The organism is Pseudoalteromonas sp. CF6-2 (genome assembly GCF_021729425.1).
GTDB classification, from domain to species: Bacteria; Pseudomonadota; Gammaproteobacteria; order Enterobacterales; family Alteromonadaceae; genus Pseudoalteromonas; species Pseudoalteromonas arabiensis.
Genome location: NZ_CP091443.1, coordinates 641207 through 657757, shown reverse-complemented (window position 1 = coordinate 657757; position 16551 = coordinate 641207). Strand labels below are relative to the sequence as shown.

Genomic DNA, 16551 nt, shown 5'->3' with positions numbered 1-16551 from the left:
GAGGGCATGCAGTGCATGCCCTTTTTTATTAGTTGTTATTCCCTTTTAACGTGCCGATATCGATCCCGTTTTTACTTAGCTCAGTTTTAAGTAATGCTGCACTGCTTTGTAGGTTCGGCAAGGTTTGATTTTCAATTATCGCTACTGCTTTTTTCAGCTCTTCAGATGCATATTTGGCTGACATTTTTCGGTTTATTGCGGCATCTATAATAAATTGACTCTTACTGTAAAAGCGACGCACTTGAGTTAGAAACTCGCTCGGTGTTTCTAATGTTGTGGGCGAATATTGCATTGTTTGCCAAATATACTTTTCGATTGTTGGCTTATTATATTCAAGCTCAGACTTAGGGGGGCTTTTAGCCAATAAGGCCGCAAACTTACTAAGATTATCTGCATTATCCTTCACTTCGTCGTACAAAGAAGTACGAAGATAATAGTTATCTTCCATCTTGCTAAAAGTATCAAACTTTAGCGCTTGTTCTAAACCACTTTGCGCTGCGAGATAAACACCAAAAACAGTTGATAGCACTAAAAAAACTTGATTGAGCCAAAAGCCGGTACTTTTTAGCTCTTTGTTATCCACTGTTTTAAGGGCATTGCTGATCTTCGGTGGGTTTTTATTACTGTTATCCATGATTAGATTCCTTTCATTTATGCTATTAAAGCATTGTAATATATAAAGAAAGTTGAGTCACTAGATAACAAAGCTAATCTCTTTCTAAAAGTACGGCACCCGAGTGTTCTTCACCTAAATGATCTTCTTTATTATAAATAGGGCACTTAGCCATAGATAAACAGCCACAGCCAATACAGCCGTTGACTCGATCTCTGAGTCGTTGCATATAGTGAATTTTTTCATCTAATTGAGTTTGCCAGCGTTTTGAAAGTTCTGCCCAGTCTTGTTTCGTTGGTGTGCGTTGCTCAGGTAGAGTACTTAGCGTGTGCTTTATAGCTTCTAGGGTAATGCCCATGGCCTGTGCTGCCTTTATCACGGCGATACGGCGCAGTACGTCAGGCTTATAACGACGCTGATTGCCATTATTACGCCAACTACGGATTAAGCCTTTTGTTTCATAAAAATGCAGCGTTGAGACTTTAACGCCACTGCGCTTAGCCACAAAGCCAACCGATAGGTTTGCATCAACGAGTTTTTTTTCTGATCCTGACATAATTTGCTCCAAAGTGTTGACCTAAAGTTAGCTTGAGGTTTTACGCTGCGCACATCATAAAAAAAGGAGCAATAATAATGCAACAAAAACCGATTGAGAATACAGTAATCATCTATTCAAGTGCAAGAAAACAAGGAAATACGAGCTTACAAGTTAATGATTATAAAAAGCAATATGGAGGAGATATCGTCTGCCTTGATGATTACATTATTTCAGCTTATCGCTACGATAAACAGTATAAAAATGATGACTTTTATGCCGTTTTTGAAGCTCTATTAAGCTATCAACATTGGGTGATAGCCTCTCCTGTTTATTGGTATAACACAACACCACAATTTAAAGCTTTTTTAGACCGTATTACTGATTATATGGACGATGAAATTCTCAGACCTAAGCTTAGAACGCTTCGTGAAAAACAGTTCTCACTGCTATCAAATGCAGGTTCGGTTAACGCGCCAAGTGCGTTTATAGATATGTTTAAAAATACCTTTAATTATTTAGGCATGACCTTTAAAGCGCATCAGCATATTGAGGCTAGTTAAAATCAGAAAAAAAGGTTAGGCTAGAGATAAAAAACAACAGGGTTATTTATGAAATTAACATTGTTGGGTTTATCTCTCGCATTGGTAGCAAGTTTAAGTCATGCAGAGCAAAAAGAGCCCGCGATTAAAGGATTTGGTTTTTATTATACTGTGCCAAATCATACGGCTATTGATGAGCAAACAAGGTTTAAAATTGCCTTTGATGTGGCCAATGCTGCAGAGAAAGGTAAGCAAAATAACAGTATTAACTCGCTAGCACGTTTTATTAATATGCACATTGCTCATGGTGTGAAACCAGAAAACATTCAACTTGCTTTGGTTGTGCATGGCAGTGCAAGTGTGGATGTACTCAAAACGGGTGCTTATAAGCAACGTTTTAATAGCGATAATAAAAACCAACAATTGATCTCACAATTACTCGCGCACAACACCGTTGTTTATGTATGTGGTCAGTCGGCAACACATATGCAAGTTAAGCAAGAGCAACTGATACCTGGTGTGCAAATGGCATTATCTGCCATGACAGCGCACGCACAACTACAGCAGCAGGGCTATACCCTGAATCCATTTTAATGAATATTCTTTGTTTTGGTGATTCTAATACCTATGGGATTTCACCGTTAGATGGTAAGCGCTTTGACGAACATACACGTTGGCCATGTTTGCTTGCAGACAAGCTCGGTGCAGGGCATTTGGTTATTGAAGCTGGACTACCAAATCGTACGATAGCTGATGAGCCACCATTTAGTGGTGATAAATTAGGGGTTAAGTACTTAGAGCCATATCTTAGAGCGTATCATGTTGATGTCATCATTATTCAGCTAGGTACAAATGATTTAAAGCGTCGTTTTGGATTAGCAGCCGATGATATTGCCAAAGCACTGGATACGTTAATAGTCGACATCGAAAATCATTATCTGCATCGAGAGATGCCTAAAATAGTGGTGCTGAGTCCATCTGCGGTTTATGAGGTTGGGGCTTATCAGTCTATCTATGCGGGCGCTGCCAAAAAAGCGAAGCAATTAACAGTTGAGTATAAATTAGTCACAGAACGCCATGAGTGTCACTTTATAAACGGTTATGCTCTCCTTGTTCCTTGCCAAACAGAGGGCGTGCATTGGCAAGCCCAAGAGCATAAGTTACTTGCCGACTATTTATTTGAATACCTTTAAAGTAGAGTTTGCGAAAGATCTTTAAAAGATTTACCTATTTTCAGGGTTTTACCTGTATTTAGTTCAACAAATTCACTGTTGACAGCTATCACCTTTTGTTTGTTTACTAAAAATGATTTATGAATTTGGGTAAATGAAGGGAGTAGCTGCTCACTAAGCTGTTTTAGTGTTGTGCTCGCAAGTGTTACTTGCTCAGCTTGATGCACCTTCACATAGTTGCCATATGCCTCAATATATTCAATAGAATCTAAGTTAAACTTTCGTTTTTCTCTATCGACTTTAAGCGTAATGTTATTAGGCTCAGTTATATTTGGTTTAACTAAACGCTCACGCACCTTATTGAGAGCCTGTTCAAGCCTTGGCGCAGACACGGGTTTGAGTAAGTAATCTGTCACATTCAATTCAAACCCTGTTATGGCGTATTCTTGGTACGCGCTTACAATGACGACTTGGGGAGGGTGTGCCAGAGTTTTTAATAACTCGATTCCTGTTAGCTCTGGCATATGTATATCTAAAAACACTAAATCTACAGCGGATTTAGCTAACCCATAGAGGGCATCTTTTGCGCTAACATATTGAGCTGTAATCTTAATATCAGAATGTGCCTGTAGGTGATGTTCAATCACTTGATGGGCTAGGGGTTCATCGTCAACGATGATTGCTCTTATCATTTTGATAACTCCAAAGTTAGGGTTGTCTGCCAATGTGTCGCGTGTTTTTTAGCCGTTAAGGTATGTTTATTTGGGTATAACAATTCTAGTCTTTTTTGCAGGTTACAGAGCCCCATGCCTGGGTGGCTTTTTTCAGTTTGGGTACTTATAGAGTTTTCACAAAAGAGTGTTAGCACAGTGTCATTTATAGTAATTGCGAGAGTTACTTTTGTTGAGTCCGATGCAGGTTCTACACCGTGTTTAATGGCATTTTCGACGATTATAATCAGTAATAAAGGCGCTATATGAAGATCGTCGACTATATCAGGCCAGGTTAGGTTAAATAAGTATTTGTTTGCGCTTCTAATTTTTTGTAGCTCTATAAAGCTTTTTAGGTATGCCAATTCTTTTTCTAATAAAACCACTGGCTTTTGTCCTTCATAGACAGTGTATCTTAATAAATCTGCTAAATGCATAACCAACTGTGGCGCATGCTCTGATTTTGTGAGCGTGAGTGCATATAAATTATTTAGGGTGTTAAATAAAAAATGTGGGTTAACTTGTTGTTGAAGAAGTTTTAATTCGGTTTTGGTTTGCTGTTTTGCTATTTCATTTAATTTACTTTGCTGTTGCTGTCTTTCAAAAGCAAGGATGATAGGTGTAGTAATGATCAGAAAGAAAAACATAAACTGATAATTATATTTAGCAAAAATATTTTGGTTACCACTGGGTGTTAGATTCGCAATATCTTGTGGTAAATCATTAATAGGTAATGTTAGCACCAGTTCGATAAGTAACGGGGTTAGTGTAGCCATAAAAATGAGACATGAGGCCACAAAAGTGAAGACACCGTAGTTTGCTAATAAATGACGAATAAGCACGTAGCGATTTATTAAATATAAGCTGTATATGATAACGGCATAAACGCCAAGTTGAAGAAAGTAAAATAAAAACTGATTAAGCTCTGAAAAGAATTTGCCAACATCAAAAATTAGTTCGAATGGTTGATTTAATAAAGGGTCTTGATGACTATTAAGTATACCTGCGAACAAAAAAGCCCAGCAAATCAGTATCATCAGCACCACGTTATCTAATGATATAAAAGAGATAAACCACCTAGCAATTAAGCTGTTTTTATTGGTCTTATTACGCTGTGAAACCAGCCAAAGTAAGCTGGCTAACGAGCACAAAATCCAACATTGTACGCTTAAGTATTGCCATTGAGCGTAAGTTGAAGAAACTAGAGCAAGTGTATATATGCTGAGCGGATACAGAGTGAAGCCTGTAAGCCACACCAAGGTTGGGCTTTTATATGTTCCCTTGAATGTTAAAAGATGGGCAATTAAAAAGGGCAGGCATTCCAATAACAGTTGCAGATTTATTTTTAAATATAAAGCAGGGGAGTCAAGCCTTAACGACAGGTAGCGTGTATGACCTTCAAGCAAAATGGCTGCAAATACTGGCAGCAAAGCAACCAAATATTTGTTATTTGAATTGCCTGATAGAAGAGAAAAAATAGCCCGCAAACGCCACTCCATTTTATTTTTACAACCTAACACACCAGCTTAATACATGATGACCTATGAGCATAGTTAAAGTCATTCTATTTCATGCCCTTATATACCTATGTAAGATTAATGATTTTCTTTGTTGATGCACGAATGTAATGATGAACGTACTATTTTTACTGATGAACGCTAAATACTTACTTTTATCCTGTGCTTTTATAGTTTGATCATAATTCCCTTACCGACTTGGTTACAGTCACTTAATGTAACGATTCGTTAATTAAGGATGTACCTATGCTTACACTCACAAATATTAATAAGAAATATGCAGATGGCACACATGCATTAAATGACATAACAATCCATTTGCCCAAAGGAATGGTGGGTTTACTTGGGCCAAATGGAGCAGGAAAATCAAGCTTAATGCGAACATTAGCCTGCTTACAAAATGTAGACACAGGTCATATTAATTTTGATGGTTTAAATATTTTAGAGTCCCCAGATGAATTGCGTAAGCAGCTTGGCTATTTACCACAGCAGTTTGGTGTTTATCCTGCAATGAGTTGTCATGCTTTGTTAGAGCATATTGCCATATTGAAAGGCCTTAATTCAGAGCAACGAAAGCGACAAATTAATGAATTACTGTCACTTTTAAATTTAACAGGGTTTGCAAACAAAAAAGTAAGTAAATTTTCTGGTGGTATGAAGCAGCGTTTCGGAATTGCACAAGCCTTACTGGGTAATCCTAAACTCATTATTTTAGATGAGCCAACCGCAGGCCTTGATCCTGCTGAGCGTGAGAGCCTTAATAACTTATTAGTTTCAATTAGCAAAGAGCGTTTAGTTTTATTATCTACCCATATTGTTGAAGATATAGAAAATCAGTGCCGCTTTGTCGCAATGATCAATCAAGGCAAACTCATTCAAAGTGGCAATGTTGATGAACTAGTGCATCAACTGGCAGGTAATGTTTGGTTATTGAAACGCTTACCATCAGAGCTACCCGCAGGCTCCCTAGTGTTGAGCAAAAGTTATCGTTATGGTAAGCCAATATTTCGTGTTTACGCCCCTCAATGCCCAGAACCTGAGGCAATCGCTGCAACGGCGACGCTACAAGATAAATATTTTTATGAGTTGAAATCGCAAGGGGCTAAAAATGCGACTTCGTAATGAATTAAAGTACCTTTTTACTCAACCTATTGTTTGGTTATGTTGTGTGTTTGCGCCACTTTTTGCATTTACGTTATCTTCCGGTTTGGCTATTGCAGAGGGAGATACCCTTAAGCAATTTTCTTTACACTTAATATCAATACACATGATGCAGCTTGCCGTGCTAGTGGGAATACTTGCCCCCGCTATTTTTTTACGGGATCAACTACACAACATGGATGAGCTTATAGGTGTCACCCCGATTACGTCAAAATACAGAGAGCTGTTTCGTGTAGCGAGTTTACTATTATGTCTTATCATGATTTCTTTTATTGGATCTTTGATAGTTTGGTATTGGCAGTTAAGAGTGCAAGGCTTGGATTGGGAAGCTGTTAACTCTCTATTGTTAAATAGTTTTTTGCTACTTATTCCAAATTGCAGCTTTTTAGTGGTTTTGGCTTTTTGGGTTTGTAAGCGGTTTCAAAGTACATTGGTAACTTACACTATTCTGGGTGCCATATGGGTTGGTTATTTGTTTTTCGCAAGTATTACCGGCAATCCCATTTTGGCAGGTAGTGGTATTATAAGTGAGTCTTTATATCAGGCATCTATTTGGCTTGATCCTTTTGCTTACTCCACGATTATTGCGGGCTTCGTAGAGCCTCAATATTGGGCGCTTGTAATAAATCGGTTGATGGTAGTAACACTTACAATTGTTATCTATATTGTGGCAGTTCGCACCACTAAGAAAAATATTAAACAAGGTACAAAGGCCTCAGAGCCAGTCTTAAATTTAAAAGTGCTATACAAGGGTATTGCCCCAAAAGGGCATAATTGCTTCATATTTTTAACACTTTATAAAGTTTCAATTTTAAATGTACTCAAGCTCCCTATAACACAACTGACTTTAGTATTGTGGTCAGTCATTGTATTTAACAGTGTTGCGTCTTCTTTTGAATATGCAGAAGCAATGAGTGTGGTTAGCCCTACGAGTATCGATGCAATTAATCATTATGCGTTTGATATGCATTTGCTCATTGGCTGTTTATTACTTGTCCTTTGGAGTTGGCAGGTTAGTTGTGCGGCAAAACGGTTTCATATGGCTGAACTGATTGCTGCATCGCCAGTAAAAACGGCAACGCTTTTACACAGCCAATTATTCACGGTGGCGACTTTAGCAATTGTTTTTTCTGTGATGAGCTTTTTGGGAGCTTCTTTTGCTGAGTGGTTTGCTGGCAGTGAGTACCATGCTAGTCAGCATATTTATATACTCGCTCTAATGCTGTTAACACTTACATTAGTTGCTTGGGTGAGCGTGTGCATTTTCAATATTTGCCGTTCGCCTTTAGTCGCTGGCTTAGTTGTTATTGTTATCTTAATACTCAAGTTTACGCCAGTAATGACTTCCTTTGGTCTCACACATACTTTTTGGAGCTTAGCTTGGACACCATTACAAGCACCTAGCGAGTTTTGGGGATACAGAGCTAGTTTAAACAGTTATTGGCCATATATGAGCGTGTGGATTGTCGCGGTACTCAGTTTTGTTGTCATAAGCCAGCTTTATAATCATCGTGGGGCTGGGCTTGGAAGACGGGCCGTAAAAGTGAAAGACACATGGTTAGCGCTGCCAGTCTTTTTGTCTGTTTATTTATTTGCGCAGTTGCATTTTAATTTAGTGGCAGAAAAGCCGTTAACTAACTCACATAAACGTGAAGCATTTAAAGCCAACTATGAAAGCACATTTGTGAATTGGAAATATAAAGAGCAACCAATCATTAGTCATATTGATGCTAATATAGACTTTTATCCTGACAAACAGTTTGCACAATTTGAACTTAAATATACTCTAACCAACCCTCATTCTACTGCTATAAAACGTATCCTAGTTGGTCGCGCAGGCTTTTATAAATGGGCAGACATAAAAATAACTGGTGCAAGGAAAGCTGCTTTTTACCCATCATTAAATCAAGCGGTGTATGAGTTTGAGGATGCTATAAAACCCGGTGAAATAAAAATACTCACCACGCAGTTTGAAATTCACCAAGCAAAGCTTTGGCCCGCAGTGGGGCATCAAATTATTACTCCTGAGTTTAGTTATATTCGTGCTGTTCCTGTGTTGCCAACGATTGGGTATCAGGTTAATTACGAACTAATAGACAAGCACCTTAGGGAAAAGCATGGTTTGTTCGCTAGGACAAGTTCCTTACCTTCAGAGCTGCTTGCTGTTAAGGAAAATCGACCATCAAGGTATGATCGCATAACTATGTCGAGTACGGTATCAACCGCATCAGGCTACTATGTTGTGACGCAGGGCACTCGAATAGCCCATCAACGCGAAGATAATCGCGAAGTTTTTAAGTTTAAAACCGATTCGGCATTTAATAATCTACCTGCATGGCTTACGCTTCCAAGCTCACCGATAAGCGAGCAACTAGGTGAGGTAAAACTACAAATATATGCAAATCGAAAAACGCTTACGGAACCAGCCGATTCAATAGCCGTTAATTTACAGGCGATGAAAGATACACTGACTTGGTTTAAAAATAATATTGTTGCTTATAAAGCAAAGACATTGAGCATGGTTGCCGCGCCCAAGTTTGGTGGAACGGGTTATGCTTTACCTGAGATTATACTTATTGAAAATAATGTGGGGTTTAGGGCATTCCCTAGTTTTGATGCTGGTTTTGATCAGCGCTATCGGCGCGCAGTTCATGAAACGGCTCATCAGTGGTTTGGTCACGATATAGGTAACAGCGTTCCTGATGACAGCGCCTTTTTAGTTGAGTCGATGGCGAAGTACATAGAGTTGGTCATGGTAGAAAAACGCTATGGAAAAGCAGCGATGAATGCACTTGTTGACTACGAAACTAGGCGATATAAGCAAGCTTTAAGGGTTGACACTTTAGCTAAACAAGCACTTGTAAACTCAACAAAAAATTATGATCAATATTCTAAAGCAACGATTGTTTTTGCAAGACTCAGAGAAAAAGTGGGCGATGAAGTCATTATAAAAGCACTTAAGTCTGTTTGGAGAGAATATGCATACCCTAACCGGCCAGCAACTTCTATGGATTTCATACGTGCTTTGCAAACCCATGCTAAAAATAGCGATAGAGTATTAATTAAAGAGTTGTTTTTAGAAATTTAAACAAATTAGCACAAGAAACTTTTAATGTTACTAAGGGAGAGTCTTTGCTGGTTAATGAATCATCGTTTATTTGGTTGGTTTTAACAAACCCTAAAGGATGAGTTTTTTTAATAATTATGTTGCCATATGTTTATTTTTATGTTGATGCTTGTGTCTTATTTAGGTATTGTGTAGAAAATATTTCAAGGAAGAAATAAAATGATTCAGCCAACTTCTGTATTCCTAAAAGCCCAAGCAACGTCACAAAATCGCAGTCATAATTATCAATATTTAATTAAAATGTTAGATGCGTTCTTCGTGCGCGTTAAAATTGATTCGCGGCTGCCATTAGAGTCAATGCGAGAGGAGTTTGATCTTTATCTTATTGATAGTGCAGGGTCTTATTGGCTCGACTTGCTTCCAGCTGAGTTAGTTCAACTTGCCAAAAAACACACTGTGGTTATTTTCAATGCTGAAGTTAACTCTGTGTGTGAAAAGAATTTACTGCTTAATGGTATTAAAGGTGTCTTTTTTGCTGAGCAATCGCCAGAAGATATTTTTGCTGGGCTGATGAAAGTGCTTAATGGCGAGCTACTTTTTAGTTCAAAGAGCATTTCCACTGTGTTTAACTATATGTGGTCAGCTATTTCTCGAAACCAATTTAATACAAATAATGAGACCGCTGGAACAGCAATAGAGCTAAACTCACTTACTAAACGCGAAAAATCTGTTATTCATTTGCTAGCACAAGGAGCAAGTAATCGTGATATTGCTGAAAGTTTGAATATTAGTGACCATACTGTAAAAACCCATCTCTATAGTGCATTCAAAAAAACAGCGTCGCGTAATCGAGTTGAACTTGCTAATTGGGCACAAAACTATATGGCTGTGAGTTTATCTTTGCAAAGATAGTAAGACATCGCTTGGGTTTTATAAGCCGTTGTATAAATAATGGTGCTGATAATCAGCACCATTATTTAGCTTACACCGTTTTAGCTGACCAAATACCTTTATTGATGCCTTTTAGAATTAAGTCACTAAGGGCTTTCTCGATAGCCTGAGTAACACAAATACTCATGGGTTCATTGTCTGTATAGCCTGCTTCTGCTTCGGCAAGTCGTTTATAACTCACATAGCGAAAAAAGCCTGCGCGCATTTCTTGGCTAAGTACTTTTTTGCTGGTGGCGACTGAGAGTAATACCTGTCCTGTTCGTACATCAACAGCGCGCAAATAGATTGAAATCGCATCCTCTCTGTATAGCTCTGATGCACCAATACCAAAATATTCCATACCGATACCGCCCGTTTTAATATTGGTATCGTAGCTAATAATTCCTCCTTCAAGAATTATTTTTGCAGTTGTAAGAGGGGGGAGATCTGGTAAATCCTTATTTTCTGCTTGTGCAGCACGGATTATCTTCCGTTCAGTTAAGATATTTTGTAAACCTTCACGCTCCACAGGAATAAACCAATCAGATTCATGTAAAGCTTGTACCAGAATTGAGTTAGCACCCTGCGTGACGGCGGTTGAGAATGAACTCACATTGGCTTGCGGTTTATATTGACCCGTTTGATCTCTAAATGAATAAACAGAAACAGGAATACTGCCCATAGGATTAGGCAGTGCTTGAAGGGCTTGAAATGTTTCAGTTGGTTCTAATGTCTCGGCTAACTCCTTGCTTGGTGGAACAAGGTTACCAATTGATGAACAGCCAGTAAGTATCAATAGTATCGCACTTAAAATTACCTTAATCATCATTCAAACCTCGGTACTTCAATAACCGTCACAGTGCCATCTAGTATGCTTGTTATTCTAACAGTGATGGTATCGGTGGTACTGGTGATAATTTGTATTTCATAGTCTCCGGTGATAAATGACGAGTCGCCATTGAAAATGCTGTCATCTACTTCTTCACCAAATGCCATATCGGTGATTTCTCTCACCATACGGTTTAGATAAGTACGCTCAAGTGAATCTTGAAATTTATCTGCATAATTTTGCTCAATAATGGGGGCTTTATGCTTATTCTGTGATTGTGCTTTACTTAATAACATATTGCCATTGAGCGGGCTTCCGCCAAAACTGGGGTTAATTGGGGTATAAACGAGTTCGGTCGCCCAGCTAGTTTGTAAGTTGAAAATTATTATTAGGGTAATGATATATTTCATTTTACCATCCATTTTTTGCCATATCCGGTGATGATTGTTGCATCTGACTGCGCGCCATCGCGTCCATAACACTGTACATTGCTTGTTTTACACGCTCATCCAAAGGTTCAAGGCGACGGCCTAGATAAGTGACATACACGATTTGATTATTCATTCTTAGTACGAGTCGTGTGCCTGCTCGTGGTAATACCGTTTCTTTTATTTCGATATTAAAGCCAGCCGTAGAAGGAAGATCGCGCCAGAGGTTCGCAAATTCAAAATAAAATTGGTGCCCAAAACGGCTTATGCTCCTGTCGAGCACAAGGCCATCAATCTCTAGCTCTTTAGCTTGGCTTGTAAAACAAGTGAAAGCTAAAAAAATGCAATAAATACGGGTTAAAAGTTGTGTTTTCATAATTGAATGAGGGAGCCGAGCTCCCTCCTAAAAGTTTATTCTTGAGTGACAGTTGCGATATTGCCATCACCAATTTGGGTGATCATAACTGCGTTGTTAGAACCAATAATTGAGCCCTCGACAAGGTTCGCATTACCTTCTTGCACAACAACAAATGAGTTATTCTCGCCACCAATTAAAAAAGCACCTTGATCAACACCTACTACAAAGTTTTCAGAGCCAGTCTGACTAATATCAACAGAATGGCCGCTACCTTCCATAATGAGATCTATGGCATTCAACTCACCACTTTGCGCAAATGAAACTTGGTTACTGTTACTATCAAGAACGCTTGCAAATGTAAGAGCGGCTTCATTTAAGCTACCTTCTTGGTTAACGGTAATTTCGTTGTTATTTGAAGTGAGAGAAGTGTCAGGGTATGACGACTGCACAAGTACAGTGTTTTCATTACCAGCCTGGCTAATATCAACGTCATTATCACTACCATTAAAGTTTGCGATATGTGCGCTGTTAGCATCACCAATTTGATTGCTGGTAAATTCATTTTCGTCACCAACGGCACCTAGGTAAGCGTCATTGCCGTTACCATTTTGAAATGCTGTTAGTTCATTATCATTGCCAATGGCATCAAGTGTGACGGTATTATTATCCTGTGCTTGATTAACTAAAAGAGCGTTTCCATCACCCATCATTACAGCAGACTCAAAGCTATTACTATTACCTTCTTGATCAGCGTTAATTTCATTATCATTGCCAGTGATTTCAGCAATAACAACACTATTTGAATCGCCATCTTGTTCAAACTCTACTTCATTGGCATCTCCACGCAATGAGGTGAGTATAGCGCTGTTGAAAGAACCGGTTTGATCAATAATAATTTCATTACTGTTTCCAACGATTTCATCCGAAGTAAATGCATTGAATACACCGTCTTGTGCTACCTCAAGTGTATTATCATCACCTTGAACTACATTGAATGTCGCTTCATTTAATAAACCTACCTGCGATGCACTAATTGTGTTGTCGTTACCTTGCATATTGAAGTTATATAACCAATGACCACCATCACCTTGATTGACTTCAATAGTATTTGCGTCACCTTCGATGATATTAATTGCTTCATTATTAATGCCAAAGAAGCCAGCACCTTGCTGTGCCACATCAATTGTATTGTCTGTACCAGTAACTTCGGATAAAGCACCATTGAGTGTGCCGTTTTGATTGTGGGTTATAGTATTAAAATTACCCGTTGCATTTACGAGTGATAAGTTACTAGTTTGTGTTTGAGTAACTTCAAGTAAGTTGCCATCACCAACACTCACTGTTTCAGTAGTTTGACCAGTACCTTGTTGTATAACAACATGTGAATTACCGACTCCCGATGTCGATGTTTGATCAATCGAGACTGAGCTGGTCGTGCTTTGTACAGCTACTTGCGTAGCAAGCTCTGAGCTGGATTGAGCTTTATCATCAATATTCGCGGATGCAGTAAAGCTTGAGCCCAAAGCGAAGGTGATTGCGCATGTGAGTAGAGATTTTTTTAACTTCATGATTATTTCCTTTCAGTTATTATTAATCAAAGTTCTAATCAATTTTTGACTTAGAACTATGTACCGGCATGCCTTGCCGGATTAAGTGCGTGATATTCCGTTTGTGACGTTCAGAAGTGTATGAAACGTATTTACTACTCGTTGATAATCTGAATTTTAGATTAACAAGTAATTACTCTAGGCCGATTTTTAGGAATAAAAAATCATCATTTTTTGCTGTTTTTAATATTATTTATTTTCAATGGCTTAAGTCTGATTTGTTAATTTATTGTTTAATTTCTGCTTATCGGTTGGTTAAAAAGTGCTAGTTATTGTGTTTGAGGTTCCTGAATTTGGAACCGGTTAAAAAGTGCTGCATTTCACTTTTTTCTATCATTTTTTCCCATTTAAAAGTATGGATCTTTTATTTCGATAGGTATTTTTCTTGCCAGTTGATTGTGATTTGCCATTTATAAAATATGCCATGTGATATTCATTCAGAAGTAATGAGCTTTGTTGGTCGAGCCTACCTCTCGGTCAGCCTAACTAATTATGGATAGAAAATATGAAAACTAAATTATCTGTACTCAGCCTAGCTTTATTACCATGTTTAGGTACTGCGCAAATTAGCACTCCAGCAAAAGCGACCGTAGTCGGTGCAAGTGAAGACTCAGTTTTGGTCATGTATAAAGCTGGTACGTCTGTCGCGATGCGAGAAAATGCTCGCAACCTAGTGAAAGCGACGATTAGTGATGTTAACAAAGATGGTGTTGATGATAATTACTCTGCAATTTTATCTGGTCGTTTAGCTAAATTTAAAATTGTTGGTATGAGCAGCAAAGAAGCTATCAAGCGTCTACAAAGCCATGCTGCAATTGAATATGCCGAACCTGACTATCGTGTGTCGATAGCTAATGTGCCGAATGATCCTGATTTCTCTCAATTATGGGGTTTGCATAATGAAGGTCAAACCGGTGGTATAGAAGATGCTGATATTGATGCTGTTGAAGCGTGGAATATTTCAACAGGGAGCCGTGATGTTGTTGTTGGTGTAATTGATACTGGTGTTGATTACAGCCATGAAGATTTAGCGGACAATATGTGGATCAACCCAGGTGAAATTCCAGGTGATGGTATTGATAACGATGGTAATGGTTACATCGATGACGTACATGGTATTAATGCAATCACTGATGCTGGTGACCCTATGGATGATCAGGGTCATGGTACGCATGTATCAGGTACTATTGGTGCATCGGGTAATAATAGTACAGGTGTCGTCGGTGTAAACCAAGAAGCATCAATTGTAGGTTGTAAATTTTTAAGTGCAGATGGTACAGGCTCAACGTCTGATGCGATAAAATGTATCGACTATATGGTTGATCTTAAAAACCAAGGCGTCAATGTACGTGTTTTAAATAACAGTTGGGGCGGTGGTGGCTTTAGCCAAGCATTGGCAGATGCGATCACTGCAAGTGAGCAAGCAGATATTTTATTTGTTGCAGCGGCAGGTAATGATGCAGTAGATAACGATCAAAACCCGCATTACCCGTCAAACTACGAGCACGAGAGTGTGTTATCCGTTGCCAGTACTGATAGCAGAGACAATATGTCGAGCTTTTCACAATGGGGTTTAACCAGTGTTGATTTAGGTGCACCAGGTAGTGCAATTTTATCAACGGTACCTGGCAATGGTTATGCAAGCTATTCTGGTACTTCAATGGCCACACCGCATGTTGCAGGTGCTGCGGCACTGGTGTTATCAATCAACCCCGATTTAACAGCGCTCGAGCTAAAACAACTGTTAATGAATAGTGGTGATCAAAATGAAGCATTGCAAGGTAAAACGGTATCGGGTAATCGTTTAAATGTGCATCAAGCGCTTGAACAAGCTGATCCGACGCCAAGCTTCAGAATTTCGGTTTCGCCAGGTTCGCAACAAATCACCGCAGGTGAAACTGCAACCTATACCTTTGAAATTGGCTCAATTGCCGAGTGGGAGGGCGTTGTTAACCTAGCGCTTCAAGCTGATTTAGACGGTGCAACGCTATCGCAAACTGAAGCTGTGCCGGGTGATGTAGTTACATTAACAGTTCCCACACAAGAGGAAACGGCTTGGGGTAGCTATAGTTTTGTTGTTGATGCAACGTCAGGTGAACTAGCAAAACAAAGCACTGTGTCACTATTTGTTAATCCTGTTGGCTTAAATGATTTTACTTACTCAAATGAAACACCTTTGACTATTCCAGATAACGATGACACAGGTATTGATTCAATAATAACTGTTGCTGACGAGCTGACAGTATTCTCAACGGATGCAAGTATTGATATTGCTCATACTTACATTGGTGATTTGATCGTTACGTTAACTTCGCCACAAGGAACAACAGCCACGCTTCACAGCCAATCAGGAGGTGGCGCAGATGACTTAGTACAAAGCTATTCGCTGGCTAACTTTAATGGCGAAGTTGCAACCGGTGATTGGGTACTTAATGTCAAAGATGTACTGGCTGCTGATACAGGTACATTAAACAGCTGGTCACTTACTTTCAGCGCCATTGGTGAGGTAAGCCCGCAGCCACCACAAGCAGGTTTTGCATTTGAAGCATCCGGTTTAAATGTAACGTTCACCAATACAAGCACAGATAGCAATAATGATATTGTTTCTTGGGCGTGGGATTTTGGTGACGGTGCATCATCGACAGATGCAAATCCACTACATACTTATGTCGAAGCGGGTAGCTATGAAGTGACGCTAACAGCAACAGATAGCGAAGGCCAAACAGATACGTTTACGCAAACAGTCGTCGTATCTGATGTTGAAATTGAGTTATCGCTTAAACGCTCAAGTAAAACGCGTTTAGGTACTATGCGTGTTGATTTAAGCTGGCAAACAGTTGCTGATCAAGTAAGCATCTACCGTAACGGAGAACTACTTGAAACAGTAGCGGATCGCGGCTTCTACCGTGATGTAGAGCGTAATGCTGAGTTACCAAGTTATGAGTACAAGGTATGTGTAACTGAAACCGTTTGCTCTAACCCTGTAGCGGTATCGTTCGACTAATAGAATTCCACTTTGAAAAAGCCCAGCTTATACGCTGGGCTTTTTAATTTGTATTACAAAATGAAGTTTTCGCTAAAA

16 protein-coding genes are annotated in these 16551 nt (G+C 39.0%); 8 read left to right on the top strand and 8 right to left on the bottom strand.

Translation table 11 applies throughout. The features are described 5' to 3' along the window. Nucleotides 1-28 precede the first annotated feature (28 nt). Entirely contained in the window at nt 29-634 is a 606-nt protein-coding gene (locus L3Q70_RS19600; RefSeq protein ID WP_062567635.1) for a hypothetical protein, read from the bottom strand. Nucleotides 635-707: 73 nt separating this feature from the next. After that, on the bottom strand, nt 708-1169 hold the full coding sequence (gene soxR / locus L3Q70_RS19595; protein WP_237115415.1) for a redox-sensitive transcriptional activator SoxR: 462 nt from the start codon (nt 1167-1169) through the stop codon (nt 708-710). A 77-nt stretch (nt 1170-1246) separates the two neighbouring features. Between soxR and L3Q70_RS19590 the strand changes: the two genes are divergently transcribed. From L3Q70_RS19590 to L3Q70_RS19580, 3 genes are read left to right on the top strand one after another with little or no spacing between them, the layout of a single operon-like run. Beyond that, complete coding sequence (locus L3Q70_RS19590) at nt 1247-1711, top strand: NAD(P)H-dependent oxidoreductase (RefSeq protein ID WP_237115414.1); 465 nt, start codon at nt 1247-1249, stop codon at nt 1709-1711. Between the two features lie 48 nt (nt 1712-1759). Beyond that, complete coding sequence (locus L3Q70_RS19585) at nt 1760-2284, top strand: DsrE family protein (RefSeq protein ID WP_237115413.1); 525 nt, start codon at nt 1760-1762, stop codon at nt 2282-2284. After that, a complete protein-coding gene (locus tag L3Q70_RS19580; RefSeq protein ID WP_237115412.1) occupies nt 2284-2883 on the top strand; it encodes a GDSL-type esterase/lipase family protein in 600 nt (199 codons plus the stop codon). The genes L3Q70_RS19585 and L3Q70_RS19580 overlap by 1 nt, the downstream gene beginning before the upstream one ends. On the opposite strand, the gene L3Q70_RS19575 is transcribed toward L3Q70_RS19580, so the two are convergent. Together L3Q70_RS19575 and L3Q70_RS19570 are read right to left on the bottom strand one after the other, a co-directional pair. Next, nucleotides 2880-3554: a response regulator transcription factor gene (locus L3Q70_RS19575; protein ID WP_237115411.1), complete on the bottom strand. Its 675-nt coding sequence runs from the start codon at nt 3552-3554 to the stop codon at nt 2880-2882. The genes L3Q70_RS19580 and L3Q70_RS19575 overlap by 4 nt on opposite strands. Further along, nucleotides 3551-4609, bottom strand: a complete 1059-nt coding sequence (locus L3Q70_RS19570) for a histidine kinase (RefSeq protein WP_237115410.1) — start codon at nt 4607-4609, stop codon at nt 3551-3553. Before L3Q70_RS19570 ends, L3Q70_RS19575 begins: the two co-directional genes overlap by 4 nt. 248 nt (nt 4610-4857) lie before the next feature. On the opposite strand from L3Q70_RS19570, the gene L3Q70_RS19565 reads away from it, so the two are divergent. From L3Q70_RS19565 to L3Q70_RS19550, 4 genes are all read left to right on the top strand, one after another. Continuing rightward, on the top strand, nt 4858-5052 hold the full coding sequence (locus L3Q70_RS19565) for a hypothetical protein (protein WP_237115409.1): 195 nt from the start codon (nt 4858-4860) through the stop codon (nt 5050-5052). Nucleotides 5053-5335: 283 nt separating this feature from the next. Next, nucleotides 5336-6211 carry an ABC transporter ATP-binding protein gene (locus L3Q70_RS19560; RefSeq protein WP_237115408.1) on the top strand — a complete coding sequence of 292 codons (876 nt, stop codon included), beginning with the start codon at nt 5336-5338 and terminating at the stop codon, nt 6209-6211. Next, complete coding sequence (locus tag L3Q70_RS19555) at nt 6198-9338, top strand: M1 family aminopeptidase (RefSeq protein WP_237115407.1); 3141 nt, start codon at nt 6198-6200, stop codon at nt 9336-9338. The genes L3Q70_RS19560 and L3Q70_RS19555 overlap by 14 nt, the downstream gene beginning before the upstream one ends. Nucleotides 9339-9536: 198 nt before the next feature. Continuing rightward, nucleotides 9537-10229, top strand: a complete 693-nt coding sequence (locus tag L3Q70_RS19550; protein ID WP_062567626.1) for a response regulator transcription factor — start codon at nt 9537-9539, stop codon at nt 10227-10229. Nucleotides 10230-10299: 70 nt separating this feature from the next. On the opposite strand, the gene L3Q70_RS19545 is transcribed toward L3Q70_RS19550, so the two are convergent. The 4 genes from L3Q70_RS19545 to L3Q70_RS19530 are packed head-to-tail and all read right to left on the bottom strand — an operon-like array spanning nt 10300 to nt 13430. Continuing rightward, nucleotides 10300-11073: a CsgG/HfaB family protein gene (locus L3Q70_RS19545; RefSeq protein ID WP_062567625.1), complete on the bottom strand. Its 774-nt coding sequence runs from the start codon at nt 11071-11073 to the stop codon at nt 10300-10302. Further along, nucleotides 11073-11486: a curli assembly protein CsgF gene (locus tag L3Q70_RS19540; RefSeq protein WP_237115406.1), complete on the bottom strand. Its 414-nt coding sequence runs from the start codon at nt 11484-11486 to the stop codon at nt 11073-11075. Before L3Q70_RS19540 ends, L3Q70_RS19545 begins: the two co-directional genes overlap by 1 nt. Nucleotide 11487: 1 nt before the next feature. Further along, nucleotides 11488-11880, bottom strand: a complete 393-nt coding sequence (locus tag L3Q70_RS19535) for a curli production assembly/transport protein CsgE (protein WP_062567623.1) — start codon at nt 11878-11880, stop codon at nt 11488-11490. A gap of 35 nt (nt 11881-11915) precedes the next feature. Then, the gene (locus tag L3Q70_RS19530) at nt 11916-13430 is read right to left on the bottom strand and encodes a curlin (protein ID WP_237115405.1); all 1515 of its coding nucleotides are present in this window, start codon (nt 13428-13430) and stop codon (nt 11916-11918) included. Between the two features lie 544 nt (nt 13431-13974). Between L3Q70_RS19530 and L3Q70_RS19525 the strand changes: the two genes are divergently transcribed. After that, complete coding sequence (locus tag L3Q70_RS19525) at nt 13975-16473, top strand: S8 family serine peptidase (RefSeq protein WP_237115404.1); 2499 nt, start codon at nt 13975-13977, stop codon at nt 16471-16473. Nucleotides 16474-16551: the final 78 nt, after the last annotated feature.

What these genes read in the sequence shown, in the direction of transcription:
- L3Q70_RS19580 (WP_237115412.1), top strand. Translation starts at nt 2,284, where the DNA reads ATGAATATTCTTTGTTTTGGTGATTCTAATACCTATGGGATTTCACCG.
- L3Q70_RS19560 (WP_237115408.1), top strand. Translation starts at nt 5,336, where the DNA reads ATGCTTACACTCACAAATATTAATAAGAAATATGCAGATGGCACACAT.
- L3Q70_RS19555 (WP_237115407.1), top strand. Translation starts at nt 6,198, where the DNA reads ATGCGACTTCGTAATGAATTAAAGTACCTTTTTACTCAACCTATTGTT.
- L3Q70_RS19525 (WP_237115404.1), top strand. Translation starts at nt 13,975, where the DNA reads ATGAAAACTAAATTATCTGTACTCAGCCTAGCTTTATTACCATGTTTA.
- L3Q70_RS19545 (WP_062567625.1), bottom strand. Translation starts at nt 11,073, where the DNA reads ATGATTAAGGTAATTTTAAGTGCGATACTATTGATACTTACTGGCTGT.
- L3Q70_RS19590 (WP_237115414.1), top strand. Translation starts at nt 1,247, where the DNA reads ATGCAACAAAAACCGATTGAGAATACAGTAATCATCTATTCAAGTGCA.
- L3Q70_RS19570 (WP_237115410.1), bottom strand. Translation starts at nt 4,609, where the DNA reads ATGATACTGATTTGCTGGGCTTTTTTGTTCGCAGGTATACTTAATAGT.
- L3Q70_RS19530 (WP_237115405.1), bottom strand. Translation starts at nt 13,430, where the DNA reads ATGAAGTTAAAAAAATCTCTACTCACATGCGCAATCACCTTCGCTTTG.
- L3Q70_RS19540 (WP_237115406.1), bottom strand. Translation starts at nt 11,486, where the DNA reads ATGAAATATATCATTACCCTAATAATAATTTTCAACTTACAAACTAGC.
- L3Q70_RS19600 (WP_062567635.1), bottom strand. Translation starts at nt 634, where the DNA reads ATGGATAACAGTAATAAAAACCCACCGAAGATCAGCAATGCCCTTAAA.
- L3Q70_RS19535 (WP_062567623.1), bottom strand. Translation starts at nt 11,880, where the DNA reads ATGAAAACACAACTTTTAACCCGTATTTATTGCATTTTTTTAGCTTTC.
- L3Q70_RS19585 (WP_237115413.1), top strand. Translation starts at nt 1,760, where the DNA reads ATGAAATTAACATTGTTGGGTTTATCTCTCGCATTGGTAGCAAGTTTA.
- L3Q70_RS19565 (WP_237115409.1), top strand. Translation starts at nt 4,858, where the DNA reads ATGTTAAAAGATGGGCAATTAAAAAGGGCAGGCATTCCAATAACAGTT.
- soxR (WP_237115415.1), bottom strand. Translation starts at nt 1,169, where the DNA reads ATGTCAGGATCAGAAAAAAAACTCGTTGATGCAAACCTATCGGTTGGC.
- L3Q70_RS19550 (WP_062567626.1), top strand. Translation starts at nt 9,537, where the DNA reads ATGATTCAGCCAACTTCTGTATTCCTAAAAGCCCAAGCAACGTCACAA.
- L3Q70_RS19575 (WP_237115411.1), bottom strand. Translation starts at nt 3,554, where the DNA reads ATGATAAGAGCAATCATCGTTGACGATGAACCCCTAGCCCATCAAGTG.